Origin of the sequence: Thermanaerosceptrum fracticalcis (assembly GCF_000746025.2) — a bacterium.
In the GTDB taxonomy this organism is placed as follows: domain Bacteria; phylum Bacillota; class Peptococcia; order DRI-13; family DRI-13; genus Thermanaerosceptrum; species Thermanaerosceptrum fracticalcis.
Window position 1 is genome coordinate 1983825 of record NZ_CP045798.1, and the last position, 26012, is coordinate 2009836.

Here is a 26012-nt window from a genome sequence, read left to right on the forward strand (position 1 = left end):
CCTTTGTTTTTTTGTGTTTTTCTGTTATTTTTGTCCTCTTACCATAGCCACTTTGCCGGTTCTTACCAGTTCCTGGATGCCAAAGGGCTGGAGAGATTTAATAATAGCCTGGATTTTTTCCTCGTCTCCGGTAGCTTCAATAATGAGAGAACGCCGTCCAATATCGACAATGCGGCAACGGAAAATCTCCACAATCTGCATAATCTCCTGGCGCACCGGGGGGTCAGCCGCCACCTTTAGGAGCAAAAGCTGTCTTTCCACCGTCTCCTCGTTGGTAATATCATTTACCTTGATAACATCTACCTGTTTATTCAGTTGTTTGCTCACCTGCTCGATGACCTTTTCATCACCTTCAACTACCAGGGTGATCCGTGAAACCGTTTTATCTTCAGTTTCACCCACTACCAGGCTCTCAATATTATAGCCTCGGCGGGCAAAAAGTCCTGCAACCCTGGATAAGACACCGGGGTGGTTCTCAACTAATACGGCTAATGTGTGTCTCATCCTGCCACCTCCCTAACATTTCATTGGGTTTTCCTCCAGGAGGCACCATGGGAAATACATTCTCACCGGTATCAACCATACATTCCACAATCACAGGGCCTGGTGTACGCAGGGCCTGGGCTACTACACCTGTGACCTCTTTGGGTTCTGTAATTTTTAAGGCTTTAATGCCATAAGCCTCCGCTAGGCGTACAAAATCCGGGTTGTAGTTAAAAATGGTATGCGCATAATGCCGGTTAAAGAACAACTCCTGCCACTGCCGTACCATACCCAGGCAGGCATTATTTAAGATAAAGATTTTTACAGGCAGCTGGTGTTGAGCCAGGGTCGCCAGTTCCTGGATATTCATCTGAATGCTGCCGTCACCGGTAAAGAGCACCACCATTTCTCCCGGCCGGCCCAGGCTGGCACCGATAGCAGCCGGTAAACCAAAACCCATGGTACCCAGGCCCCCGGAGCTTATAAAGCTGCGTTTCCCTCCCACCGGGTAATACTGGGCAGTAAACCACTGGTGCTGTCCCACATCCGTGACCACAATCACTTTATCCCCGGCATGGTTGGCCACTTCTTCTACTATATGCTGTGGTTTCAGGTTAGGACATTTTTCATATTTCATGGGATATTTCTTTTGCCAATTCTTAATTTCATTCCACCAGTCTTCAGTCTGGAAACGAATATTTCCTTCTTTAAGCACTTTAAGTAAATGGACTAAAAATTTCTGCGCATCACATACGACCGGTATATTGGTTCTTACATTTTTACAAAGTTCAGCGGGGTCTATGTCCACATGGATGATTTGGGCATGAGGTATAAAATTCTGGGGTTTGCCTGTGACCCTATCACTAAAACGGGTCCCGATAGCCAATAAAACATCACATTCACTTAAGGCCAGGTTAGCAGCAGGTAAACCGTGCATTCCCACAATACCTAAACATGCAGGATGGTTCTCAGGCAATGCTCCCTTACCCATAAAGGTAGTTACTACTGGAAGATTGGTGTAGCGTACTAACTGCAGCAACTGCTCCCAGGCCTGGGAGGCTATAACCCCTCCTCCCGCCAGGATAAGGGGCTTTTTGGCTTCAGTTAAGCTTGCCATTATTTTAGGCAGTTGGTTCTCTAAGCCGTTTTTATGATTACCTTTACGGGTAGTAATCCCCGGATAGGCCTTGGTTAAATCCACAGAACCCGTAAAGATATCTTTAGGTATATCAATTAATACAGGCCCTTTCCTGCCTGTGGTGGCCACGTTCCAGGCCTCTTCCAGAACAGGGGGCAAATGTTTCATATCTTTTATCAAATAACTATGTTTGGTGATAGGCATGGTAATGCCCATAATATCAGCTTCCTGAAAAGCATCCCGGCCAATGCTGTCCAGTCCTACCTGTCCGGTGATAGCCAGCAAAGGAACTGAATCCAGATAAGCATTGGCAATCCCTGTGACCAAATTGGTAGCACCGGGACCGGAAGTAGCAATACATACACCGGGTTTACCGGTGGCACGGGCATAGCCGTCTGCGGCATGAACCGCTCCCTGTTCGTGCCGGGTCAGGATATGACGGAGAGAAGAACGCCCCAGCACATCATAGAGGGGAATAACCACTCCCCCGGGATAACCAAAAACTACATCCACACCTTTATTTTCCAGAAACTTAACAACATACTGCGCTCCATTCATATTAATACACCTCCGGATATTTTCATGCCGGAGAGATTACAGCTCCTTTATCGGCTGAACTGACCATGCGGGCGTAACGGGCTAAATAACCCGTGAGGCCTTTTTGGGGAGGTCCAGCCCACTTCTCTTTACGCTGTAATAACTCTCCCTCATCAACTAATAATTCCAGGCTCCGTTCGGGAATATTAATACGAATCATGTCGCCCTCTTCAACCAGGGCAATCACCCCCCCTGCTGCCGCCTCCGGTGAAACATGGCCTATGGAGGCCCCACGGGAGGCGCCGGAAAATCTACCATCAGTAATTAGGGCCACGGAAGAATCCAAACCCATACCCGCCAGGGCAGACGTTGGAGTAAGCATTTCCCGCATGCCGGGGCCACCTTTGGGCCCTTCGTAACGGATCACAATAACATCCCCAGATTTGATGCCTCCGTTTAAAATGGCTTCCGTCGCTTCTTCCTCACTGTTAAAAATGCGGGCAGGTCCCTGGTAGACCATCATCTCTTCGATGACTGCCCCCTGTTTAACGACTGCACCGTCAGGGGCCAGGTTACCTTTCAAGATAGCAATCCCTCCCTCGGCACGATAGGGATTTTCTATGGTGCGAATAACTCCTCCTGTTTCGTTACGGGTTACCTTTAATACTTCTTCCAGGCTGACCCCGGACACAGTTTTCACCGTCCCGTCAATGAGCCCACCCCTGGCCAATTCCTTCATCACTCCCATAATGCCGCCTGCTTCTGCCAGGTCCTCGATAAAACTGGGACCTGCAGGGCTAAGTTTACACAATTGTGGGGTGGTGCGACTGATTTGATCTATCTGTTCCAGGTCCAGCTTAATCCCTGCCTCATGGGCAATGGCCGTAAGGTGCAGGACGGTATTGGTGGAGCAGCCTAATGCCATATCTGTACGCAGAGCATTAGTAAATGCCGCCTTGGTCAGGATGTCGCGCGGTCTTAAATCCTGTTCCAGGATGGCCATGATCTTTTCCCCCGCCTCCTTGGCTAAACGCCTGCGGGCCGCGGTAACGGCAAGAATAGTACCATTTCCCGGTAATCCCATACCCAAAGCCTCGGTTAAACAGTTCATGGAGTTGGCCGTATACATGCCGGCACAGGAGCCACAGCCGGGACATGTACAGTCTTCCATCTCTTTTAATTCACTTTCAGTCATGGTCCCTTTGCTATACTGTCCTACCGCCTCGAAAATATCGCTGAGGGCAATGCGCTTGCCTTGAAATTTTCCCGATTGCATAGGCCCGCCACTTACAAAAATGCTGGGTAGATTCAATCTGGCTGCCGCCATCAGCATCCCTGGAACCACTTTGTCACAATTAGGTATGAAAACCAAGGCATCTACAGGATGGGCCATCACCATGGTTTCGATGGAATCGGCAATAAGTTCCCGGCTGGCTAAAGAATATTTCATGCCGGGATGGTTCATGGCAATACCATCGCATACGGCAATAACGGAGAACTCAAAGGGAACTCCGCCCGCATTACGCACACCGGCTTTTACAGCCTCGCCAATCTCCCGCAAGTGCTGGTGTCCCGGTACAAAGTCATTTTGTGAATTGACGATGCCGATAAAAGGCCTCTTCATTTCCCCATCGGTAATGCCCAGGGCTTTTAGCAATGAACGGTGGGGCGCCTTGGTAGCCCCTTCCTTAATTAGACTGCTGCCCACTTCTTTTCTCTCCTTCCACTGTGTAACCTATATATAAAAACCCAAGCGCATAAGTTCTAAACGAGTAGAACCTATCCGCTCGGGTCTTTTATCCCCACGGTGTAGCAATTTCTGCCTGTACCGCTCGGTCGCGAACACCGCGTATTAGTTACTAGTTACTAGTTATTAGTTACTAGTTACTAGTTGGTGGTTGGTAGTTGTTGGTATATTCCACTAACAACTATCAACTAACAACTACCAACTACCAACTAAATCGCGGCTGGAACCCTAGGTACACTTCTCTCGTATGGTTGAAGTACTGTTAAAGATTGTCGAATTTATTATAACAGACGCAACAGTTACCTCTTATTGTATAACAGCTTTGAGTATTATGATATAAGGTAGAGCGTATGTTGTCAACAGTATTTTGCAATGTTGTATGCAGTATATTGTGTTTTTTCTCCTAAAAAACCCGGATAAAAATTTGCGTAATTAATACACGTACCAGAACGGCCAGGACCAGGATAGTACACGTCCCCAGAAATAGTTCAATGACAAAGGCCACAAAATATTCTGTCCGGTTTAATTCTTCCCTGCTGTAACGTTCTTTCTGGGTAAGATAAACCGGTACAAAGGAGATACCTGCATAAACCATCAGTTTCCAGGGCCCGGCCGCCCAATACCATAAACCCAGGAAAAGATCACACAAGACCACCGTCATCACGGGCAAAACTAGTTCCTTCAATACTCGTTCGTACTTCATACTAAACCTCAATGAATGTTACTCATGAATTAAGTTTTACCACATGACAAAGGAATTTCCTGCGGGTTTTTCATTAAAAATTAACTCATAATTTATTTTTTAAAAAATAAGCACTACATGGGACCCGATCGTAGGCATAAAAAATTTTTAAAATGGAATTTTAAGAAAAAGTATTGCATGCGCAGGGGATAATTGTTATTATACCCCTAACGGGTATTGCCAGTCTGTTCCCGAAAGGAGGATGTTACTATGAAGTTGTCTGTTACAGAAGAGGCTAAAAAACAGTTGCAAGATCAGCTTAAAGAGAACGAGAATCCCTATATACGGGTGCTTGTTAAAGGTTATGGTTGAGGTGGCCCCCGTTTGGGATTGGCTCTGGATGAGCCTAAAGAAGACGATGCCCACTTCCAGGTTGACAAGCTTAATTTTATTGTGGAGAAACACCTGGCTAAAAGCTGGCCGGAAGTACGCATTGATTACCGCGATTCCTGGATGGGTAAGGGTTTTGTGGTTTATGCCGGTAGTGGTGCATGCTGCTAACCTAAGGTTTTATTTTAGAGACTTTCTAATTATGGAAGTCTCTTTTTTTCATTAATAAGAGATTGGCTTCTTGGGAAAAACTAGCTCGTAACCAAAGCTAGGCCCATATTAATAAGAAAAGAGCAGAAATGGGTATTTAGCTACTGGTCTGGCCCCCCCTGTGGGGCGCTTTTTTCTACTAAATAAAAAACCTCTCGCCACTGACATTTATGTCAGGGACGAGAGGATATTCACGCGGTACCACCCTGTTTACCTATGGGCAAAGTGCCTCTGAGAAAACGCTCTGCAGGACACTCTTATAGGTCACTCCTTAGCATGTAACGGCTGCCACCGGTTTATCCTACTTGCTTTCAGATAAACAGCTCGGGGACGAGAAATTATATTTCTGTGTACCGGTTCCCAGCAAAACCCGGCTCTCTGCAACACATCTTATATAACAGTTTCCCTTCACAGCTGATATTATATAATTAGGATTAGTTATGTATAGTATAATGGGGTGAGTTTTACTTGTCAATTATAAATTGGTAAAATTTATAATGAAATTAGTAATATAATAGACAATAAGATAATACTTAAACAGAAATACCCCTTATGGGGTATTTCTGTTAATTTATTATAATTACCAGCGCCTGGAGCTGCCTCCTCCTCCGCCGGAACCTCCACCCCCGCCAAAGCCACCGCCTCCACCGCCTCTTCCTCCGCCGCGCATGAGCATGCTAAGGATTAGGCTGAGGAAGAAGCCGTTCATAAAACGGTAATCAAGCCACAAGAGGAGTAATAAGAAGATAATACCGGCGGTTTTAGCCCAGCCCGGCAGAGGCGCACTTTCCCGTTGGGTGCTGCGTACTTTCTGAGGATTTTTGATTTCAAGATTCACCTGGTATTCTTTGGCCGTTTCCTGAACCAGAGCCAAATACCCGTTTAAAATACCCGTATCAAATTCCCCTTTTTGAAAATAAGGGATCATATACTCGTCCTGAATACGACCGGTCTTACCGTCAGGCAGAGCGCCTTCCAGCCCATAGCCCACTTCTATCCTGGATACTCGATCCTGGAGAGCCACCAGTAAAAGAACGCCGTTATTCAACTGCTTGTCCCCGATTCCCCACTGCCTGAGGATAGCCAGAGCATACTCCTCCGGAGAATAGCCCTCTAATGTGTTGACAGTAACAACAACGACCTGGGCCTTAGTCTTCCGCTCCAGCTCAGCAGAGGTTTGTATAATGGTTCGTTCCGTGCCCTCACTCAAGATGTTGGCTTTATCCAGTACATAGAAATTACTACCGGGACTGGGAATAGGCGGGTTAGCCGGCCAGGCGGGAAGAGACCAGACTATAAGGCTGAGTAAAACCAAAACCAGAAGGGTTAATCTTTTCATCCGGTTCATTCCCTTCTTTCAAAAAAATTCTTTATTTGCCAAAGTTAACCTTGGGCACGGCTTTAGCGTCCTCGGCAGCTCTAAAGTATTCTTTGGCGTCAAAGCCGAAAATACCGGCATAGATATTGGTAGGAAAACGTTTAATCCTGGCATTATACACCTGTACTGCTTCGTTATAGTCTTTACGGGCTACGGCTATCCGGTTCTCCGTACCGGCCAGTTCATCCTGTAAAGCCCGGAAATTGGCATCAGATTTTAATTGGGGATAGTTTTCGGCAATGGCTAACAACCTTCCCAAAGCGCCTGTCAGCGCCTGATCGGCCTGGGCGGCCTGTCCAACAGTCTGGGCACCGGCCAGTTTAGCCCTTGCTTCGGCTACCTGTGTAAAAATCTCCTTTTCCTGAGCGGCAAAGCCCTTCACCGTCTCTACCAGATTGGGAATCAAATCGGCACGGCGCTGAAGTTGGTTTTCCACCTGGCTCCATTTGCCGTTAACATTCTCCTCCAAGCTAACCAAACTATTATATCCGGAAATCATCATCATCCCTAAAACAACAATAATCGCTACGGGAATTAACCATTTCTTCATGGTTTTCAGCCTCCTTTAGTATAAACAACTTTTTTGTCCATCTTTGACCTTTCGGGCCTAATTAAAGAGTACCATTACTTATTGTATTGTGCAAGGAAAACCTCCAGTCTCCGTACAGGTTTTTCAGGTAGATATATGGGCAGCGAAGCCATGAAACAAGAGGCTGGTTATGATTGGTAATAGAAAACTCCCTACAAGTAGGGAGTTTTCTATTAGTATCCTAATTCCTCACCAACTACCAGAACTGTCATATCCGTTTGACTGGGTTTTTTCCGAATAATAGTTGTTACATTACAAATCCTCGTAGCCCCCTGACAATCCATGCATACACCGGTTGTTGTACAGGGATTAGGCAAGCCAATACGTTTATTATTCATAGGCGCCGCCCATAACTCGATTCTCTTCAGGGCGCTATCCACGTTTTCCACCACTTTGTTAATCCCTGCCACAACAATCACTTTTTGGGGACCATAAATCATGGCAGCCACCCGGTTCCCTACACCATCCACATTTACCAGCTCACCATCTAAGGTTAAAGCATTGGTGCTCGCTAGAAAGCAATCAGCTGTCAACTGCTGTCGGCGAAGGGCTGCATTCTCCTCCGGACTTAAGTGCGGTAAATTGTGAATAAAAAGCTTATGACCCCTTTTTTTCAGGTCATCCGTGATATTGAGCTCATCTCGTATAGTGACCGTGCCACCGATACCTACGCTTGCTCCCGTAGGAATCAACTCCAGAATTCTTTGACGGACTGCTTCTTTGTCAGGTAGATATTCCGCAGCAAAATGATTCTTTTTCAATGCCTCTACAACCTTTTTCCCCAGCGTCTCCCGGTGCCACTCCTTAGGTGTTGTCATAATCTTCACTCCTTCGTCCATCGTTAGTTGTTCAAAGAAATTATAAGCAAAGCAACTCAATTATTTGTTTATTTTCTTTCTACACTTTTTGCCCTACTCCTCTAGGTTGGAAATATTTTAAAGATTTTTTGTCATATTTTCCCGGGAAATATCTAAGTTTAAATAATACCATTCTTGGCGTATAATCATAAGTGAAAATTAGCAACAAGAGGTGTTTGTATTGCTAAAGTCACTCCTCTACTTTCTGGGAATTTTGCCTTACCGCATACGAGTAAAAATCGTGCGCTTTCTAACTAAAAAATTAATAGACTATTATGCCGACCTCAAGATAACGGGTCTGGAAAATATACCGGAAGAAACTGTCATTTTTGTCTGTAACCATCTCTCTAATGCCGATGGTATTATTTTTCGCGATATCCTGGCTCACCGGCATGTGGTTTTTATGGCAGGAGTCAAACTGCAGGGCGAATACCTGACTAACCTGGTTTTAGAGACGATAGACCATATTTCCATTCACCCTAATCAACCGGACCGCAAGGCCTTAAAAGAAGCTATTGAGGCTTCCCGGGGAGGTAAGGACATCTTTATCTTCCCTGAAGGTACACGAAGCCGAACCGGAAAGATGATTGAAGGACGTTCAGGGGTTTTGTTGATTGCTAAGCAGGCGGGAGTACCCCTGGTTCCCGTTGGTATCTGGGGGTCAGAAAAACTTCTCCCTATCCAAAGCGGCAAAATGGACCAGGAATGGTTCCAAAAAGCTCAAGTGAACGTTGTCTTTGGCCAGCCCTTTACCTTAACAGAACTGGATGAGGAAAAAGCGATTGAAAGTCTCATGAAAAGAATTGCCCGGCTGCTGCCGGAAGACTACCGGGGGATATACTTATAGTTGGTAGTTGATAGTTGGTAGTATGTTTAGCAAAATATCGGAGAAATACACAAAAAAAGGCGCTCCCGAAGAAGCACCTCTTTTTTATTCCCTGGTTTATCTGCGGTCACGATTGCCAATACGGTTACCCACACGGTTGCCCAGGAGGAAAGTAATAGAATAAAGTCCTGCTAAGCCCACCAGGGAGTAAACAATCCTGCTGAGCAAAGAAGTCTGACCTCCAAACAGGGCTGCCACCAGGTCAAAATTAAATAGACCAATGAGTCCCCAGTTTAAAGCGCCGATGATTACCAACAATAAAGCTATGGTATCCATCTAATTCACTCCTCAAAATTAAAATGATGTTCTAACCATAGCTTGCTTAATTTTTTTGCTTTTTATACCTATTTTTTCCTCAATATAAAGACACTGCCCATGATTAAACTGCTTCCCAGCCACTGAGCCCCGGTAAGCTGTTCTTGAAGAAATATAAAAACCAGGAACAAAGTGATGGGAATCTCTGCAACTGCTACGATAGATGCTTTAGTGGCCCCCAGATAAGCTATCCCCTTTAAAGCAAAAAAAGTTGGCAGTAATGATGTTATGATGGTTAATAAAAGACCCAGCAGCCATACAGTAGAAGTAATATCCCTCCACTCCGCTAACCTACCAAAGACGATAAACAAGGTTAAAGCCAGTGCAGCTGCAAAATGCTCTGCTAAAGCAAGATCTAAAGGGTCATTGTTCCGGACAAGCCTTTCGCTTAAAAGTGTTAAAACAGTAGCACCTGCCGCAGCAGCCAAACAAAGAATCACCCCTGCTCCCCGGAATAAGCCGAAGCCTGTTTCAAATACCTGGCAGGTAAGGACTACCCCCGCTATGGCTAGATATAAGGCTATGGTTTTAGACCTGGTAAATTTCTCCCCATAAAACCACCTGGCGCCCAGAGCCACAAAAATGGGATAAGTAAAAAAGATTAAAGTAGCAAGACTGCCTGGTAAGTATTGTAAAGCCAGGGTATAACAAATAGCCATGGAGGTGTAGCCGAAGATACCGATGGAACATAACAACGGCAAATTCTCTTTTAATTCTAATACCCTTTTCCAGCGCAAGAAAAGAAGAAGGAGGATAAAACCCAAACTGGTAGTACTCTGGGCTAAGAGTACTTGCCACGGTGTAGCTCCTGCTTTATAGGCATTGATGACAATTACGGCCGTAGAACCGTATCCCAAGGCAGAAAGAAGTGTAAACACAATACCCAATTTGCTTTGCATATTTCCCCCAGCCTTATGTCTTAAAAGGATGAACCTCGATAGGACTCCCAATCTTCAGGTGTATTAATATTTAAAAAATATTCACTTTCCCCCAGTTTTTCCGCTATCTCTTCATGGGTGACGGCGTTAACTTTCAAATAAGGATAAATGGCCGTAATCTTGCGCTGGCCTGCTTTGAGGACCTCTTCAATTACACTGAGGCAACTCTGATGATAGAGGGCCAGCAGCGGTTCATAACAACCTCTCACCTGAGGTACCACCACCTGATACCCCGGTGCCCTCAGGGCCAGAATCTTGACCAGTTCCCCTTTAAAGCGGGGCATATCACAGGCCATACAAAAATTGTATTCAGTCCTGGAGGCCCGTAAACCGGCATATATTCCCCCCAAAGGCCCTCCATCCGGGTAGATGTCCGGAATTACCAGGCAGTCCCTGAAGTCATATTCATTCTTCCCGGCAACAATAATTACCTGGGTGCATGATTTACGCAGTTCATCCACTATCTTTTCCAGCATTGTCACCGGGCCACAGGGAAGCAAAGCTTTGTTAAAGTTCATACGTGTACTTTTGCCCCCTGCCAGGACAATTCCCGTTACCTGCACAGTCATCACTCAATTCTTGTATAATGCGTATACACATTGGCCTTATTGCCCCGGGTAAACCCCACCAGGGTTATGCCTACCTCTTCCGCCAGTTGTATGGCTAAAGAAGTGGGCGCTGAACGGGAAACGATAACCGGCACCCCCATCCTCCTTGCTTTGCCGATGATTTCCGAGGAGATACGCCCGCTCAGATAAAGAATTTTTTCCCTTGAATCGAGTTTATTAAGTACATAGTAACCGAATAGTTTGTCTACGGCATTATGCCTGCCCACATCTTCTCTGAATATGAAAGAACCCGGTATTTGCAGGGCTGCACTGTGCACACCGCCCGTTTTTAAGAAAACCTGAGACTTTCTTTGCAGTATATTCATGGCAGAAAATATTTCTTCCACTTTGACCTTCATTAAAATAGAGACAGAGTCGTGTTGTCTAACATCATTAAGCTGAAAAAAGCTGGTTCCTTTACCACACCCAGAAGTGACATAACGCTTTCCCCAGGCCTGCAGGTTTACCAGATTGGCGGCAGCAGTGCTTATGCTGGCAATCCCTCTCTTTTCATCCAAATTAACCTCAAGTTCTTCCCCCTTGTGCATCAGTCCCTCTCCCAGCACATAACCAACAGCCAGTTCGTCAAGATGAGAGGGAGAACATAATAAAGTGACTATCTCCACGTCATTGAGGACAATCGTGAGAGGTCTTTCTTCCGCCACCCAGTCCACTGTTTCACTCTTTTTTTGAGAAATATACTTTCTGATACCAACTTCTTTAATCATTTACTCTCACCCAAAAACCTTTCTGATACCAACTTCTTTAATCATTTACTCTCACCCAAAAACCCGCCTTATCCTTTGTGCACATCAGCAAACCACTTATCTTCCCGCGTAAACCCTTGATAATTTTCGATATAGTTAAGGGTATCATTCACATCCCCTGTGACATAGTACAGGTTACGGCTTTGAGGTTTGGCAAACTTCTCATGAATGATCTTTTCAAATAACTCTACCAGGTCATCGTAGAAGCCGCTAACATTAAGTATCACAATGGGTTTGTCATGATAACCCAGCTGTTTCAAGGTAATGATTTCCAATAACTCCTCTAAAGTGCCGAATCCGCCGGGCAAAGCAATAAAAGCATCCGCACGCTCATCCATGATGGCTTTTCTTTCACGTAAGCCTTTAGTGATAAAGATTTCATCACAGGTATCGTAAACGATTCCCCTAATATTAAGGGCTTCAGGAATTACTCCTATTACCTTCCCCCCTGCTTCATGCAGGGCTTTGGCCGTAGCGCCCATCAGGCCCACAGTACCTGCACCAAAAATCAGGTCATACTTCCTCTTCCCCATTTCCCTTCCCAACTCAGCTGCTGCGCGAAAATACTTTTCGTCAATGGCACAACTGGATGAACTATAGACACAAATTGCTTTGGCCATAATTTTTCCGCCTTTCTTTGAAAACCTAAGCAACATCCTGAATCATTAATACTTTTTAATTCTACCACATACTGCATCATTTTCTTTTTGATATAATGTTTAATAAATCATCTTCAAGGATGTGTTGTTCTTGCAGCACTTTAGAATTAAGCTGGAGCATCGACAAGCAAATATCCTGGACCACCAGACTGCCATAAAATCAGCAGTCATTCTGCCCCTGGTCATTCATGAAGGCCAACCTTCCCTTTTGTTTGAAGTGCGCTCACAAGATTTAAAAGGACAGCCGGGTGAAATTTGCTTTCCCGGCGGCCATATTGAAGAAAATGATGCTTCGCCCCAGGAGGCCGCCCTGCGGGAAACCTGCGAGGAACTGGGGATCAAGAAAGAGCATTTGGCAGTATGGGGACCTCTTGATGTGCTCGTTACCCCTTTTCAGTTGATACTGTATCCTTTTGTCTGCGAAATTAAAGAGGGTACCAGGATAATTCCTAACAGTGAAGTAGACCATGTATTCTACGTTCCCTTAAGTTTCCTCCTTAACACCCAACCTTTAATCTATCAAATGGGGGTTAAAATCATCCCCGCTGAAAACTTCCCTTTCCAACTCATCCAAAATGGCAAAGCTTATAACTGGCGTACGGGAAACTACCCAGTCTACTTTTACCTCTATGAAAACTATATCATTTGGGGCCTTACAGCTCGCATCGTGGCCCACTTCCTTGAGGTCATAAAGAGTTCGTAGTTGGCAGTTGATAGTGGTAGTAGCGAGTGACGAGTATTGAGTAAAAAAATGGACTTTTTTCTTGCAACCGGTTAGATGATACCGGTCGACCTTTATGGTTTTTACAACGGTCGGGCCAATATCGAAAACCGAATTGATGAACTCAAAGAAGGTTATTTAGGGTCAGCATGTGTATTATCTCATCTCCTGGTTGTTTTCAAGAGCCGGAAAGTCTAAACTTCCGGCTTGTAATTTTTGATAGATAATTTCAACTGCCCGCTTAATTTCAGTTGATAAAGGAAAACCAAATGCAACCACCCGGGGCTGAATGCCGATAAAGTAAACTGCCGGAACTATTTCCTTGAGAGCACCGATAAAAAACGAGAGAGGCAGGTTATGCGTAGTCATAATAAATTGCCCGGCAATATCTTTTTCAGAAAGAAGCCGAATGCTCCCCGGTTCAAGCCCCATTTCAGCGGCATCCACAACCACCACCACATCCGGCCTAAGTTCATTGACCACGTACAGGTAATTCTCAGGCGCCGGCCCGCCATTGATAACCTGCCAGCCCTGAAGCGGCGATTGCTCCAGGGTCCGGGCCAGTAGTGGCCCGGCCCCATCATCCCCCATCATGTCGTTGCCCACCGTGATAACAAGTCTCTTCATAAAGACCGCACCACCAGATAGATTGCCGGTTCCCTTTCCATGGACCACAGGAGCTGCAGCAGGCAGTCGACCCATTTTTTCTCTTCCGGTAGAAATACGGGAGCAGCGCTGGTCAAGGCTTTAATTAACGGCCGCACATGCTCTCTAGTTATTTCTACTTCTCCCCACTTGACTACACCTTCCATCTTACGCCTGGCCTCTGTTTGAGGAAGCTTCGCTATCCATTTTAAATACTCCTCCCGCGCCATATTCATAACGGGAGAAAAGCAGTCTACCACTCCCACATGATGACCGATGGCCAAGGCATAATATTCTAACTGCTTAACTTGGGGAGGGGCTTCCTTTTCGTCAACAAACTTTTTACTCAGCCGGTAAAATTCAACTTTACCCGACATTACCAGTCACCCTCTCCATTCTAGCCGTAAAAATCTGGTGTAACTTCAAATAAACCTCTACCAGTCGCGGATCTTTTTCTTTCTTTAAAAAACCCTTAACCTTCCCGTCAACCGCCTGTAGATCACCTTCTTCAAGGAACTGCAGGTACTTATCCGCTATCTGCTTGCCGTGCAAGTACCCACTTAAACGGCGAGCTTCCCGCTCAATGTCTTTACGCAAGTCAGGATGGATATTCGGGTGCCTGGGTTGAACCCGGCTAACCTCGTCTTCCACATGGTGCTCACCTTTAATCTTTTGCTGGAGAAGGTCAAGGGCAACTCCTATCCCGTAGAGCGTCGCACCGGGTGTTGGGGGGCAGCCGGGAATATAAACATCAACCGGAAAAATACTGTCAGTTCCACCCCAGACGGAGTAAGCATCGTGAAAAATACCACCACTACAACCACAGGTTCCATAAGCGATTACAATTTTGGGATCGGGAGTCGCTTGGTAAGCCCGCAACGCCGGCAGGCGCATAGGCCTGGTCATAGGTCCGGTAAAAAGTAGCACGTCGGCATGCCGCGGTGAAGCAACCACTTTAATACCCAACCTTTCCGGGTCATAGACCGGCGAGATAGAAGCAAAGATCTCGATTTCGCAACCGTTACATCCTCCACAATCGACCCGGTATACATTCACCGACCGCTTGATAACCTTCTTAAGCTTTTCCTTAAGTTCTACCAGCTTTGTATCCCGATTGTCGTTAAAATCTCCTTTAACGGTTATCATTTTATCCCCTCCCCTGCTGTTGGCCAACTGCCCTGGGCAGGGATTTAACAGCTGTCTTAATTCCCTGCCGACGCTTGCACTGAGGGCATACTTCCATAACCTGCCTGGTGATATGGGAAGCTGAACCCGGTTGCCCGGCCTGTTCCAAAGCTGCCAGTATATATTCCAGTTCTTTGGCCGGGACAAAATATTCACCGCACAAATGGCATCTGGTCAAACGGAAGTCCGCCTTACAATAGAGATCTTCCTTTGCTGTAGCCGCCAGCTCAAAATCCGGTGACAGTGTGATAGCCCCGGTCGGGCAAACTTCCTCACAACGGCCGCAGAAAATACAACGACCGTAAAAAACCTTCCAGGATTTAATTCCTTTTTCTAAATTATAATCCATAGTAATAGCGTTGGCGGGACAGGCAATCGCACACGCACCGCAGGCTATACATTGCTGAAAATTGTAAATAGGTTTCCCGCGAAAGCCAGGAGCAACTTCCAGCGGCTTGAAAGGGTATTCAACAGTAGCCTCCCCCACCTGCAGCGCTTTCTTAAGCAGTTTAAACATCCTCTGACCCCCTTTCAGTAATTAAACTAAAGTTTAAGCGGCGAATACTTCCGCTCCCGGCAGTAGTTTTCCAGTTCATTATAAGAAACGGTTTTTACATTCTTTTTCCGCACATCTACCACGGTAACCCGTTCGGTACAGGAATAGCACGGGTCAAGACTGGCCACAATGAGTGGTGCGTCAGAGATGGCATTGCCTCTAAACATATACCTGAGGGACGGCCAGTTGTTATAAGTAGCAGCCCTAGCTCTCCAGCGATACAGTTTCTGGTTATCCCCGGTCATCACCCAGTGAACATTTTCACCCCGGGGAGCTTCGGTAGCGCCGAGGGCATAAGTGTAGGGCTTATAGGAGAACCCTTCAACCAGGATAGGCCCGGGAGGCATTTCCTGGAGACACCTCTCGATGATATTGAAAGCTTGATAGAGTTCCCCTGCCCGAACCAATTCCCGAGAAAGTACATCACAGCCGTCTTTACTAACTACCTCCCAGGGTACCCGGTCATAGGCAGCAAAAGGATGATCCGCCCGGTTATCCCTGGCATATCCGGAACCCCGCATGTTGGGACCCACCGGACTGAAGTCACGGGCTACGTCCCGTTCCAGCTTGCCCACACCACGGGTCCGCATTAAAAAGTTAGGAGTATTTATCAGGATATCCAACAGTTCATCCAACTCTTTACGCAGTTCTGTAATCAATCGTAGAATTTGATCTCTCTCTTCTTTTAAAATATCCCTGCGTACCCCGCCGACCAAGTTCATACCATAGGTTTTCCGGCCGCCTGTAAGGATCTCGGCCATCTTCATTGCTTTTTCCCTCACGCGGAAGAAGTGCATAAAACCGGAATCAAAGCCCACCAGGTGAGCAGCCAACCCGAGATTTAAAAAGTGGCTGTGCAACCTCTCTACTTCCAGTAGAATGGTTCGGATATACTGGGCTCGCAGAGGTACTTCAATCCCGTTGGCGCTTTCCACCGCAGCGGAATAAGCCACACTGTGGGTATAGCCGCAGATACCGCAAACCCGCTCGGCCAAAAAGTTAACCTGATCGTAATCCATACGGTTCTCCGCCGTCTTTTCCATACCACGGTGAATGTAGAAAAGGCGGTAATCAGCGTCAACGATATACTCCCCGTCTACAAACAGGCGGAAATGCCCGGGCTCATCAGAGGTAATATGAAGTGGCCCCAGGGGAACCTCCACAATTCCCTCCCCTTCTACCTCGATGAAATCGTACTTTTCTTCCACAGACTCAGGACGGTAGCGATAATCCATGGCGTCCTTACGCAAAGGATACAGGTTATCCGGCCAATCATCGGGCAGTACCAACCTCCGGGCATCAGGGATTCCCTCTGGCTCCAGGCCGAACATATCACGAACTTCCCGTTCGTACCATACGGCAGCCGGAACCCGTGGGGTGACCGATGGGAACTGGGGATCGTTTTCAGGAATCAAGGTCTTTACCGTTACCCACATGTTATCTTGAGGGTTTTGATTGCCCTCCATGGAGAGAATGTAATACAAAGCATAACACCCGTTAATACTGCGCTCGTCATTGCCAATCATGTTGGAAAGCCAGCCGTTATGACCGTAATAAAGCTCGGTTACCACATCCGGAAGATTGTTGCGGTCTACCGTAATGGTTAGCTGCTCGGGTGTTTGATAGGTCTCTTCCAAAATAACAGCAGTGCCAAATTTATCCTTCAAGGCGTCCGGATATTTCTTCCCCCGCTTCATCTGGCTGCTAAACGACATATTCATCAACCTCCCAAGATAATTTCAACAGATCGCTCCAGTAGCTGGTTTAGAAATTCAGGAATACCGATACCCAAGGTTAATACAATTATCAATAGTGCTACCAGAGGAGCCAACATCAGTAAATTAAGGTCCCCTTTTTCTTTTCCTTCCAAAGGAGCCCCAAAAACTGACTTAACAATGAAGTTTAGCATAGCACCAAAAACAACAGCCAGTGCAGCCAGAAAGATGATGGTCACTACCAAATATCCTTCCTTGAGAGCCGCCGCCACTGTCAGGAATTCACTAACGAAAATAGCAAAGGGTGGAGAACCTCCCAGCGATAGTGCACCGGCAATTAGGAGGACACCAGTAACCGGGGCAATCTTCAGCACACCTTTAATCTTATCCGTATTCCGGGTACCGAACTTATGGACTATGTTTCCTGCCGCACCAAACATAAGAGCCTTGGTAGCGCTGTGATTGACCGTATGGATGAGGGCAGCCATTATGCCCGCCGGGCCGCCAATACCCAGACCAAATGCGATAATACCCATATTTTCAATACTACTGTAGGCCAGCATCCGCTTGAGGTCCTTCTGCACCAGGATAAAGAAGGCCGCAATCACAACAGAAGCCAGACCCAGGAACAGCAATAAAGTACGCGGGAAATCAAATCCAATGGCCTGCCCGGTCAGAGCATAATACCGGATCACCAGCAAGAGACCGCAATTGAGCAGAACTCCTGAAAGGAGTGCGCTGGCAGGGCTCGGCGCTTCGCTGTGCGCATCGGGAAGCCAGGTATGCATGGGCATCAGGCCAGTCTTAGTACCAAATCCAATCAAAATAAATACAAAGGCTATTTTAAGAGCGACAGGGTCCAATTCCCCGGCAACCTTGAGCACTTCGGTCCATAAGACGGCTTCGTGCACCTGTCCAATCAGCTGATACGCATTGGCAAAGATGAGTACCGTACCGAACAGCGCAAAAGCAATTCCGGCACTGCAGATCAGAACGTACTTCCAGGCGCCTTCGGCAGACGAACGATGCCGGTAGAAGCCTACCAAAAAAGCAGAAGCAAGGGTAGTAGCTTCTACTGCCGCCCACATTATAAAGACGTTATTGGATAGCACGGTAAGCAACATAGTAAACAGGAACAAATGGTATAGGCCATAGTAAAGACCCAGGTCGCTGGGTTTGATCTCGCCCTTATTAATATCATAACCCAGATAGCCAATTGAGTATACGCCTAGTATAAAGCCGAGACCGCCGATAATCATAAGCACGATGAACGAAAGTTCATCCAGGTAAAGGTTTCCTCCCAGGGCGCTAACCGGCCCTGCCACAAGTACCTCTTTGATCAAAAGAGAAGCAACAAGCAGAATCCCGGCAGTAGCGGCAACTTGAATAAACTCCAGGGGACGTCGTAACCGAAAGGTAAAAGAAGCCAACGCCGCCACCAGGGGAATAGTCAGTATAACCAGGAGCAATAATTCCTGGGACATGAAATCACCTACCCTTTCAGCATTTTTAGCTGACTAGCATCCATAGTGCCGAAAGCTTTATAAAGTTTTACGGCTATCAGGGACATAATCAGCACAGCAAATACGGCATCGGTAAGAATACCTATTTCCGCAAGTTCGGGCACATTATAGGCCATAATGGCAAGCGTCAGGTGTGAACCGTTCTCCATTAAACAAAATCCCAGCAGTTGTTTCAAGGCATTTATTCTCGTAATCATGCAGTGAAGTCCCAGTAGGAAATGGGCCAGAGAAACCGCCAGCGCCGTTTTATAATCAAGCACCGCCAGCATGTGAAACGGCTGTACCAAAATAAAGGCAAGTCCGACCATTAATGCTGCCAAAATCACCGACCAGGTGGTTCCAACAAGCGGAGGCTCTTCTTCAACTATACCAGTAGCCTTAACTGCCCGGAGCAAGATAAACGGCACCAGAAAGACCTTGGTTATTAGTGAAGTAATAGACCAGAGGTAAAGTTGTTCGGCCTCGTTTATTACTGCAAGCGACAGGAAGATGCTAATTAACACCAGTGATTGTAGACTGTAAAAATAAGCCGAAACCTTCAGCCGGCGGCTTTCTACCACCAAAAGGGAGGTCAGGATAAGCAACACCGCCAGGCTGTTTACAATTGCTGTAGCAGTCATCTTAAAACCCCTCCATCTTTACTTAACTTAACGCCAGATAAAACACAAAGGAAATCAGGGCGATGCCAAATGATAACGATGTAATAACCGTCACATCAGTAATTCGGTACCTAGCTACAGCATTTTCTATCAGCGCAACCAAAGTATAAAAAACCAGCAGCTTACCCAGGAAGATGATGCTCCCCAGTATCAATGAGCCTGAGGTAATATCAACCGCACCGCCAAACGGCAGGAAAAGGGCTAAAAACAGTGCAACCACAATCACTTGTTTCATTAACAGGGCAAGTTTCATGAGAGCCATGCCGCGCCCTGAATACTCAGTCAGAGGCCCTTCCTGCAGTTCCTGTTCTGCTTCGGCCAAGTCGAAGGGAAGTTTTCCCGTCTCGACAGCAGTAGCAATAAGAAACGCGAGTAAGCCGATGATAAATGCGGGATGCAAAAAAGATATTTGTCCGGAGGCCACCTGAACACTAATTGACCCCAGATTAGTTGACCCGGCTAACAAAGCCAGTGTAAGCAAAACCACTACCATGGCAGGCTCAATAAGCACAGCCAGCATCATTTCCCGGCTGCTTCCTGCTGCAGCAAAGGTACTTCCGGAATCCAGCCCCGATAGCGAGAAGAAAAATCGCACTAAAGCCATCAGATATATTACCGCAAATAAGTCGCCAACTAATCCCAGCGGCGACATTAGCGTAATGGATGGAATTATCATGGCCAGCAGCAGAAGAGTTGCCACCAGGATATACGGAGTAGCAGCAAACACCCAACTGGCTTGGGGCGGAACGGTTTCCTCCCGTTTCAACAATTTAAAAAGGTCGTAATAAGTTTGGAAAATACTGCCCCCTCGACGGCTGTGAATTCTAGCCCGGAGCCGTCGGGATATGCCGTCCAACAGCGGGGCGGCCAGCATAATCAAGGCTGCCTGCAGCAGTCCTACAAGGATTAATTTGCCGTAATCCATATCTGACACCCCCCTTATCTCGTGGCAATAAGCAAGAAGCTCACCAGAATAATGATGATGTAGAGCAAATACAGGTGAATACTGCCAGCCTGAAGCTTCTGGATATAAGTTCCCGTTCTCATGACGGCAGCCACCAGTGGCTTGTAAAGGTAGTCCTCCCATAGCGATGAGGCATGAGACTCGTAATGTACAGGCCCTTCAAAGTAAGACTTAGAAGTATAACGCGGCCCCTTAACATGAGTTTGAGGCCGGTAAATAGCCCGGAAAATTACTCTAAGGGGTTGGGCAAAAGATGAAGCGGTATAACCCATACGGGGGTTGTAGGCATAACCGCACGCCCACGGCGCTTCATCCACCCGCCTACCTGTGCCAAACCCGCCTCCGAGGGCCACCAGCAGCAAAGGTAAAGTAACTAGACCTACCAGCAGGATGGCCATCAGCGGAGTAGAGAGGGTACCTTGAATTAAAAAGCCAGGATACATAATCATCCCTGCAGCGGCCGGTACCGCCGGTTGGTTCAGCAAAGACGCTGCCACGGAAGTAAAAGCAGGAACCAGCCAGGGTGCGCCCACCCCTAAAATAACGATGGCGACCACCAGAACAAACATGCCTGCCACCATGGTTGGCGGAACCTCTCTGGCAGTCTCAGCGTGGTGACTGCGGGCGGCACCGGCGAAGGTGACGCCATAAGCCTTAACAAAGCACATGGCAGCCAACGCACCTGTAATGGCCAGCATTACGATAACAACAGAAGCAACCAGGGTCACCCACCAGCTGCCTGACTTAGCAGCCAGGAACAGTGAATGATAGGTATACCATTCACTGACAAAGCCGTTCAGCGGAGGCAAAGCTGAAATAGCTGCCGCGCCAATAAGAAAAGCAAATGCTGTAAAGGGCATCCTTTTTACCAACCCGCCCAGTTTCTCCATATTTTTGCTATGCGTACGGTAGAGGACCGAACCTGCCCCTAGGAAGAGCAGCCCTTTAAAAGTAGCGTGATTAATCAGGTGGTAAAGACCTGCCATTAATCCGAGCACGGCCAGCATCGGTTGCTCTAAAGCCGCGCCCAACATGCCAACCCCTACCCCCATTAAAATGATGCCGATGTTTTCCACGCTGTGAAAAGCCAGCAACCGTTTTAAGTCATGCTGTGCCAGCGCGTACATTACACCCAAAACAGCCGAGACGGCGCCAGCAAGAAGAACTATCACACCCCACCAGTAGTTGGTAGCGCCCAAAAAGTCCACTCCTACACGGATAATGCCGTAAATTGCCGTTTTGATCATGACACCGGACATCAAAGCGGAAATGTTTGAGGGAGCAGCCGGGTGAGCCTGGGGTAACCAGATATGCAAAGGAATAATACCTGCTTTAGCCCCGAAACCTAAAAATGCCAGAATGAAGGCCGTCGTTTTTAAACCCTCAGAAAGAGGCGCCTCACTGAAGGTTGCAAAGTCAAAACTACCGGTCTTGCTGACGAAAAGGAGAAATGATAGCATAATCAAAGCCGTACCTACGTGGGCCATGATCAGGTAAACCAAACCGGCACCGGTAGATTCCTTTTTCTCCTGCTCAAAACTTACCAGGAAAAACGAAGCAAGAGTCATGAGCTCCCAGAAGATCAGAAAATAAAAGGCATCTCCTACAGTAACCACCAGGATCATAGAACCGATAAAAATATTCATAAAAAATCCCAGCAGGCCCTTACCCTTCCCGCTGTACTCCTCCAGGTAAGACAACGAATAAAGGGCTGTAGCAGCAGTCAGCAGTGAAATGACCAGTGCCATAAAGGCAGACAGCTGATCTACTCGGATAACAAATTGTGTAAAGGGAATAAATCCGGTGAAATTCAGCGTAAAGCCCGCCCCGCCGGCCAATACCGGGATGGCCCACGCCATCCCGGTAACAGCCGCAAGGAAAGCAGTTATAGCAGCAACGTAGTTGGCATGCCTGTCCATTTTACCTAATAGCAGCGAGGCACCGGCTCCAGCCGCATAAAGGAGTATGGACATTATAAAAAGCTGTTCAGCAACCATAGGATTTACCTCCCACTTCTAAGGATGGAAACCGCACTTTTGGTGTTAGCGCCCCTCTTAAGCTTACTGAGCCGCTCTATCTCCTCACCTTTAACCTCTTTCAGCGCTTTGGTCGGGCAGACTTGTACACAAGTGGGGCCACCCTCTGTGAAAGAACAAAGATCGCATTTTGCAGCAATGGTTTTCTGTCCGATATCCCCGGCTAGCAGAGGAATTAGGTGAAAGTTAACCAGACCGACTTCTTCAACCGAGGGAGCTCGGGTGCCCTGAATCTCAATACAACCAAAGGGGCAGGCCAGAGCACACATCTTACAGCCAATACAGAGACCTTCGTTTAATTGGACCATCTGGTCCTTAATCTCGATGGCTTTAACGGGACAAACTTTTGCACAAGGAGCATCCTCGCAGTGCCGGCACTGAATGGGCATCGTTCCTTCAGAAGTATGGGTAACAAAAAGCCGGGGGAAAGGCTGCAGCCCGTAATTTTTATGGATAAGGGCACAGCCGGCCATACAAGTATAGCAGCCCAGGCAGCGGTCAGGATCAGCAATTATAAAACGATTAGGCATCTGCTTTTCCTCCCTTCCCCATCGCCGGTCCGGTAATCTCCTTTTCCAAGCCGACCAGGTACTTTTCTTTTTTCTCCTGGCGGATGGCCCGGGCTTCTGTTGGTGATATTTTTTCCACTTTGGCAGCCGCAACTTTTAATTCGGGCGTACCGGTAATATTATCGGCGGCTGTATTGGTCAGCTCATTACTGCAAGCCTCCCAGTAGTGGAATGTCATAAAGACGGTGTTTTCCGGAACCCGCTCGGTTACCCAGGCCCGGGCCACCACCGAACCCCGTCGGGTGGATACTTTAATATACTCACCGTCATTTATGCCCAGCTTCTTGGCATCGCAGGGATTTATCTCTATCATTTCCCCTGGCGCAACCTGGGTAATAGCCCATGATTTACCGGTCATAGTACTGGTATGGTAATGATATACCCGCCTGCCGGTGGTAAGGGTGAAGGGATATTCTTGGTCGGGTAGTTCGGCAATACTACCCACAATTACCTTTGCCGCGCCTTTCACATTATTGGGCTGTTTGGAATCATGCTTACCGGGATCAAACAGCACCGGATAAAGGTTAGCCTTACCGGACGATGTCAGGAACTTACCTCCCCGGTACAGGATTGGCGTCCCTGGGTGGTCCTCAGACGGACATGGCCACACAATCCCCCGTTCCTTTTCCAGGCGTGCGTAACTGATACCGCCAAATTTTTCCGGAACCAGCTTCCGCAATTCATCCCAGATTTCCTGGGGATGGCGGTAATTCATCCCGGGATAACCCATTTTTTGGGCCAGCATCCCGAAAATCTGCCAGTCGGGACGTGCCTCACCCGGCGGGTCAACAGCCTTGCGCACCCGCTGTACCCGGCGTTCGGTGTTGTGAAAAGTACCATCTTTTTCTCCCCAGCAAGCGGCAGGCAATACCACATCAGCCAAGCGTGCAGTCTCAGTAAGGAAGATATCCTGGACCACCAGCAGATCTAAGTGCTCCAGAGCGTGGCGCAGGTGCTCCGAATCCGGATCACTCATAACAGGGTTTTCTCCGAAGACATACAGGGCACGAACACGATGCTGCAGAATAGCGTCGGGAACCTCTGTCAGCTTAAGTCCGGGGGTTGACGGCAACTTGACCCCCCATACTTTTTCAAACCGAGCACGGTTATCTTCTTTTGTTACATCCAGGTAACCAGGCAGGACATTAGGCAGGCCACCCATGTCACAAGCCCCTTGAACGTTGTTCTGACCTCTCAGCGGATATAACCCGGCCCCGGAGCGGCCCAGGTTACCTGTAATCACAGCCAGGTTGGACAGGCTTACCACATTGCCTGTACCGTGGCTGAACTGGGTAATTCCCATGCAGTACAAAATAGCCGCTGCCTGCGCCCGGCCGTAAATGCGGGCCGCCTCGACCAAATCTTTTTGGGGAATCCCCGTTAGCTCCTCAACATAGTCCGGAGTATACTCCTCCACCGCTTTAGCCAGTTCATCAAAGCCCACAGCATGCTCCCGGATAAAGTCGGTCTTAGCAAGTCCTTCCTTGATGATTACGTTAATCAGCCCGTTAATGAGCGGAATGTTATATCCGGCAGGTACCCTCAGCCAGATATCTGCTTTGTTGGCCATTTCCGTCATCCGCGGATCCGCCACAATCAGCCTGGCGCCGCGTTCCTTGGCCTTCAAAACATGCCGGGCTATCAAAGGATGGCACTCGGCAGTATTAGAACCAATTATAAAGATAACGTCTGAATGGGCACTAAGTTCAGGAATTGAATTCGTCATTGCCCCGCTGCCCAAGGTCATCGCCAGACCGGCGACGGTAGGGGCGTGTCAGAGACGGGCGCAGTGGTCCACATTATTGGTCCCCATTACCGCTCTGGCAAACTTCTGAGCCATATAGTTGTCTTCACTAATAGACCTGGCTGAAGTAAACAAAGCAAAGGCATCAGGCCCGGACTCCTGCTTGATCGTCTTTAACCGCTCGGCAACGTAGTCCAGCGCCTCATCCCAGGAAACGGAAACAAAACTTCCGTTCTTCTTAATTAACGGTGAAGTCAAACGGCGGGAATCCTGAACATATTCATATCCGTAGTAGCCCTTGACACACAATTCCCCTTCATTGACAGGGTGAAGCTTGTCAGGCTCGGTACCGGTAATTTTTCCATCCTCGATATTCAGGTAGATGCCGCAACCACCACCGCAGAAAGGACATATTGTCAAAACCCGTTCTTGCTCTTTCTTTACCATGGACAACTCCCTCCTTAACTTTTGGCGCTCCGAAACTTCTATCATGGCGGCACGCTGGCTACTGGTGAGTTCGCTGTCTCGCACCAGCATCACCGTCATTTTAACAATTTCTTTAGGAAGAACTAACTTTTGCTCTATCCCAACGCAGTTCTTCAGGCACCTTTGGAGACCCTTGCAACCTCTCCCTTTTCGGCCTTCAGATATACATACCAGTAAACCATTGCAACAAATAACCCGGCACCGACGATATTACCCAGGGTTACCGGGATGAGGTTGTTCAAAAAGAATGTTTCCCACGTAGCCTTTAGGACAGGAGCCTGGGCAGCAATCCCTTGCGCAGTCTGGGTAAAAGCGACATAGGTTGGATCGCTTCCGGCAAAGATACCTAGGGGAATGAAAAACATGTTGGCCACCGAGTGCTCAAAGCCAATAGCTACGAAGGCCATGATCGGCCACCAGATGGCAAAGATCTTTCCGACAATGTCTTCTGCGCTGAAAGCCATCCAAACTGCCAGGACAACCATCCAGTTACATCCAACTGCCCGCCAGAAAGCCTCCCACCATGTCAGTGCCGTTTTGGCATTAGCAACCTTAACGATATATGCCGCCCAGGGCATTTTCGTTACTACATCGCCAGCCTTTACAGGTTCCATAATTAACCCTGTCAAGTAAGAAAGTACAAAGGCCACAAAAATGGAACCGATAAAATTTCCCAAGTAAACAAAAGTCCAGCTTTTGATAACCCCACTAATTCCAATTTTTCTGTCCAGAAAGGCTATAGGCTGAGTCATAAAGTTGCCGGTAACAAGTTCAGCCCCGGCGATAATAACCATCATCAGGCCAACCGGGAATACGCCGGCAAAAATAAATTTTTGCAGGCTGCCCCACACATCATTAGGTACTGCACCACCCACTCGAACAGCAAGGAATCCTCCTAAGGCAATGTAGGCTCCAGCCAGGAAACCGAGGATAAGCATTTTTTTGACAGACAGGGCAGCTTTTTTAACCCCTACTTGTACCATGCCCATAGCTATATCATTTGGTGATTTGAAAGCCATAAAACT

27 protein-coding genes and 1 other annotated feature are annotated in these 26012 nt (G+C 47.5%); of the genes, 3 read left to right on the top strand and 24 right to left on the bottom strand.

Annotated features, from left to right (window positions below):
• Positions 1-24: 24 nt before the first annotated feature.
• The 4 genes from ilvN to BR63_RS10205 form a co-directional block, all read right to left on the bottom strand.
• Positions 25-504: an acetolactate synthase small subunit gene (ilvN, locus tag BR63_RS10190; RefSeq protein ID WP_034424029.1), complete on the bottom strand. Its 480-nt coding sequence runs from the start codon at positions 502-504 to the stop codon at positions 25-27.
• On the bottom strand, positions 476-2179 hold the full coding sequence (gene ilvB / locus BR63_RS10195; protein ID WP_153802138.1) for a biosynthetic-type acetolactate synthase large subunit: 1704 nt from the start codon (positions 2177-2179) through the stop codon (positions 476-478). The genes ilvN and ilvB overlap by 29 nt, the downstream gene beginning before the upstream one ends.
• A 22-nt stretch (positions 2180-2201) precedes the next feature.
• On the bottom strand, positions 2202-3866 hold the full coding sequence (ilvD, locus tag BR63_RS10200) for a dihydroxy-acid dehydratase (protein WP_034424027.1): 1665 nt from the start codon (positions 3864-3866) through the stop codon (positions 2202-2204).
• A 442-nt stretch (positions 3867-4308) separates the two neighbouring features.
• Positions 4309-4608, bottom strand: coding sequence for a hypothetical protein (locus tag BR63_RS10205; RefSeq protein WP_034424025.1), 300 nt, complete (start codon positions 4606-4608; stop codon positions 4309-4311).
• Between the two features lie 249 nt (positions 4609-4857).
• Here BR63_RS10205 and BR63_RS19850 point away from each other — a divergent pair, with 249 nt between their 5' ends.
• A complete protein-coding gene (locus BR63_RS19850) occupies positions 4858-5148 on the top strand; it encodes an iron-sulfur cluster biosynthesis family protein (RefSeq protein WP_338055978.1) in 291 nt (96 codons plus the stop codon).
• Positions 5149-5359: 211 nt separating this feature from the next.
• Positions 5360-5608: a binding site (T-box leader), on the bottom strand.
• Positions 5609-5767: 159 nt separating this feature from the next.
• Here the strand turns inward: BR63_RS19850 and BR63_RS10215 are convergent.
• From BR63_RS10215 to BR63_RS10225, 3 genes are all read right to left on the bottom strand, one after another.
• Positions 5768-6526 carry a TPM domain-containing protein gene (locus tag BR63_RS10215; RefSeq protein ID WP_034424022.1) on the bottom strand — a complete coding sequence of 253 codons (759 nt, stop codon included), beginning with the start codon at positions 6524-6526 and terminating at the stop codon, positions 5768-5770.
• A 31-nt stretch (positions 6527-6557) separates the two neighbouring features.
• Entirely contained in the window at positions 6558-7115 is a 558-nt protein-coding gene (locus BR63_RS10220) for a LemA family protein (RefSeq protein ID WP_034424021.1), read from the bottom strand.
• Between the two features lie 212 nt (positions 7116-7327).
• The gene (locus tag BR63_RS10225) at positions 7328-7972 is read right to left on the bottom strand and encodes a lactate utilization protein (protein WP_034424018.1); all 645 of its coding nucleotides are present in this window, start codon (positions 7970-7972) and stop codon (positions 7328-7330) included.
• Positions 7973-8192: 220 nt separating this feature from the next.
• Here BR63_RS10225 and BR63_RS10230 point away from each other — a divergent pair, with 220 nt between their 5' ends.
• Positions 8193-8858: a lysophospholipid acyltransferase family protein gene (locus BR63_RS10230; RefSeq protein ID WP_034424015.1), complete on the top strand. Its 666-nt coding sequence runs from the start codon at positions 8193-8195 to the stop codon at positions 8856-8858.
• Between the two features lie 96 nt (positions 8859-8954).
• Here BR63_RS10230 and BR63_RS10235 read toward each other — a convergent pair whose 3' ends face one another.
• The 5 genes from BR63_RS10235 to BR63_RS10255 all read right to left on the bottom strand — a co-directional run bounded on the left by BR63_RS10235 (position 8955) and on the right by BR63_RS10255 (position 12145).
• Positions 8955-9173, bottom strand: a complete 219-nt coding sequence (locus BR63_RS10235) for a DUF378 domain-containing protein (protein WP_034424013.1) — start codon at positions 9171-9173, stop codon at positions 8955-8957.
• 68 nt (positions 9174-9241) lie between these two features.
• Positions 9242-10111, bottom strand: a complete 870-nt coding sequence (locus BR63_RS10240; protein WP_034424011.1) for a DMT family transporter — start codon at positions 10109-10111, stop codon at positions 9242-9244.
• Positions 10112-10131: 20 nt separating this feature from the next.
• Positions 10132-10719: a molybdenum cofactor guanylyltransferase gene (gene mobA / locus BR63_RS10245; RefSeq protein WP_051966024.1), complete on the bottom strand. Its 588-nt coding sequence runs from the start codon at positions 10717-10719 to the stop codon at positions 10132-10134.
• On the bottom strand, positions 10719-11486 hold the full coding sequence (gene fdhD / locus BR63_RS10250) for a formate dehydrogenase accessory sulfurtransferase FdhD (protein WP_034424009.1): 768 nt from the start codon (positions 11484-11486) through the stop codon (positions 10719-10721). Before fdhD ends, mobA begins: the two co-directional genes overlap by 1 nt.
• A 68-nt stretch (positions 11487-11554) precedes the next feature.
• The gene (locus BR63_RS10255) at positions 11555-12145 is read right to left on the bottom strand and encodes an LOG family protein (protein ID WP_034424007.1); all 591 of its coding nucleotides are present in this window, start codon (positions 12143-12145) and stop codon (positions 11555-11557) included.
• A gap of 130 nt (positions 12146-12275) precedes the next feature.
• Here BR63_RS10255 and BR63_RS10260 point away from each other — a divergent pair, with 130 nt between their 5' ends.
• Positions 12276-12887 (top strand): NUDIX hydrolase, encoded by a 612-nt coding sequence (locus BR63_RS10260; protein ID WP_207724712.1) that lies wholly within the window; start codon positions 12276-12278, stop codon positions 12885-12887.
• Between the two features lie 174 nt (positions 12888-13061).
• On the opposite strand, the gene hycI is transcribed toward BR63_RS10260, so the two are convergent.
• The 12 genes from hycI to BR63_RS10320 are packed head-to-tail and all read right to left on the bottom strand — an operon-like array spanning position 13062 to position 26006.
• Positions 13062-13532 (bottom strand): hydrogenase maturation peptidase HycI, encoded by a 471-nt coding sequence (gene hycI / locus BR63_RS10265; protein WP_034424005.1) that lies wholly within the window; start codon positions 13530-13532, stop codon positions 13062-13064.
• Positions 13529-13927 (bottom strand): formate hydrogenlyase maturation HycH family protein, encoded by a 399-nt coding sequence (locus tag BR63_RS10270; protein WP_034424003.1) that lies wholly within the window; start codon positions 13925-13927, stop codon positions 13529-13531. Before BR63_RS10270 ends, hycI begins: the two co-directional genes overlap by 4 nt.
• The gene (locus BR63_RS10275; RefSeq protein WP_034424002.1) at positions 13917-14696 is read right to left on the bottom strand and encodes an NADH-quinone oxidoreductase subunit B family protein; all 780 of its coding nucleotides are present in this window, start codon (positions 14694-14696) and stop codon (positions 13917-13919) included. Before BR63_RS10275 ends, BR63_RS10270 begins: the two co-directional genes overlap by 11 nt.
• A 1-nt stretch (position 14697) precedes the next feature.
• Complete coding sequence (locus BR63_RS10280) at positions 14698-15252, bottom strand: formate hydrogenlyase complex iron-sulfur subunit (protein WP_034423999.1); 555 nt, start codon at positions 15250-15252, stop codon at positions 14698-14700.
• A 26-nt stretch (positions 15253-15278) separates the two neighbouring features.
• Positions 15279-17006 (bottom strand): hydrogenase large subunit, encoded by a 1728-nt coding sequence (locus BR63_RS10285; RefSeq protein ID WP_034423997.1) that lies wholly within the window; start codon positions 17004-17006, stop codon positions 15279-15281.
• A gap of 5 nt (positions 17007-17011) precedes the next feature.
• Positions 17012-18490, bottom strand: coding sequence for a hydrogenase 4 subunit F (locus tag BR63_RS10290; RefSeq protein ID WP_034423995.1), 1479 nt, complete (start codon positions 18488-18490; stop codon positions 17012-17014).
• A gap of 8 nt (positions 18491-18498) precedes the next feature.
• Entirely contained in the window at positions 18499-19149 is a 651-nt protein-coding gene (gene hyfE / locus BR63_RS10295; protein ID WP_034423993.1) for a hydrogenase 4 membrane subunit, read from the bottom strand.
• A 22-nt stretch (positions 19150-19171) separates the two neighbouring features.
• Complete coding sequence (locus BR63_RS10300) at positions 19172-20113, bottom strand: respiratory chain complex I subunit 1 family protein (RefSeq protein WP_034423991.1); 942 nt, start codon at positions 20111-20113, stop codon at positions 19172-19174.
• 14 nt (positions 20114-20127) lie between these two features.
• Entirely contained in the window at positions 20128-22149 is a 2022-nt protein-coding gene (gene hyfB, locus BR63_RS10305) for a hydrogenase 4 subunit B (protein ID WP_034423988.1), read from the bottom strand.
• Positions 22150-22154: 5 nt separating this feature from the next.
• Positions 22155-22718 (bottom strand): 4Fe-4S dicluster domain-containing protein, encoded by a 564-nt coding sequence (locus BR63_RS10310; RefSeq protein WP_034423986.1) that lies wholly within the window; start codon positions 22716-22718, stop codon positions 22155-22157.
• A complete protein-coding gene (gene fdhF, locus BR63_RS10315; protein WP_476718247.1) occupies positions 22711-25047 on the bottom strand; it encodes a formate dehydrogenase subunit alpha in 2337 nt (778 codons plus the stop codon). The genes BR63_RS10310 and fdhF overlap by 8 nt, the downstream gene beginning before the upstream one ends.
• Positions 25048-25100: 53 nt before the next feature.
• Positions 25101-26006 (bottom strand): formate/nitrite transporter family protein, encoded by a 906-nt coding sequence (locus BR63_RS10320; protein WP_034423982.1) that lies wholly within the window; start codon positions 26004-26006, stop codon positions 25101-25103.
• Positions 26007-26012: the final 6 nt, after the last annotated feature.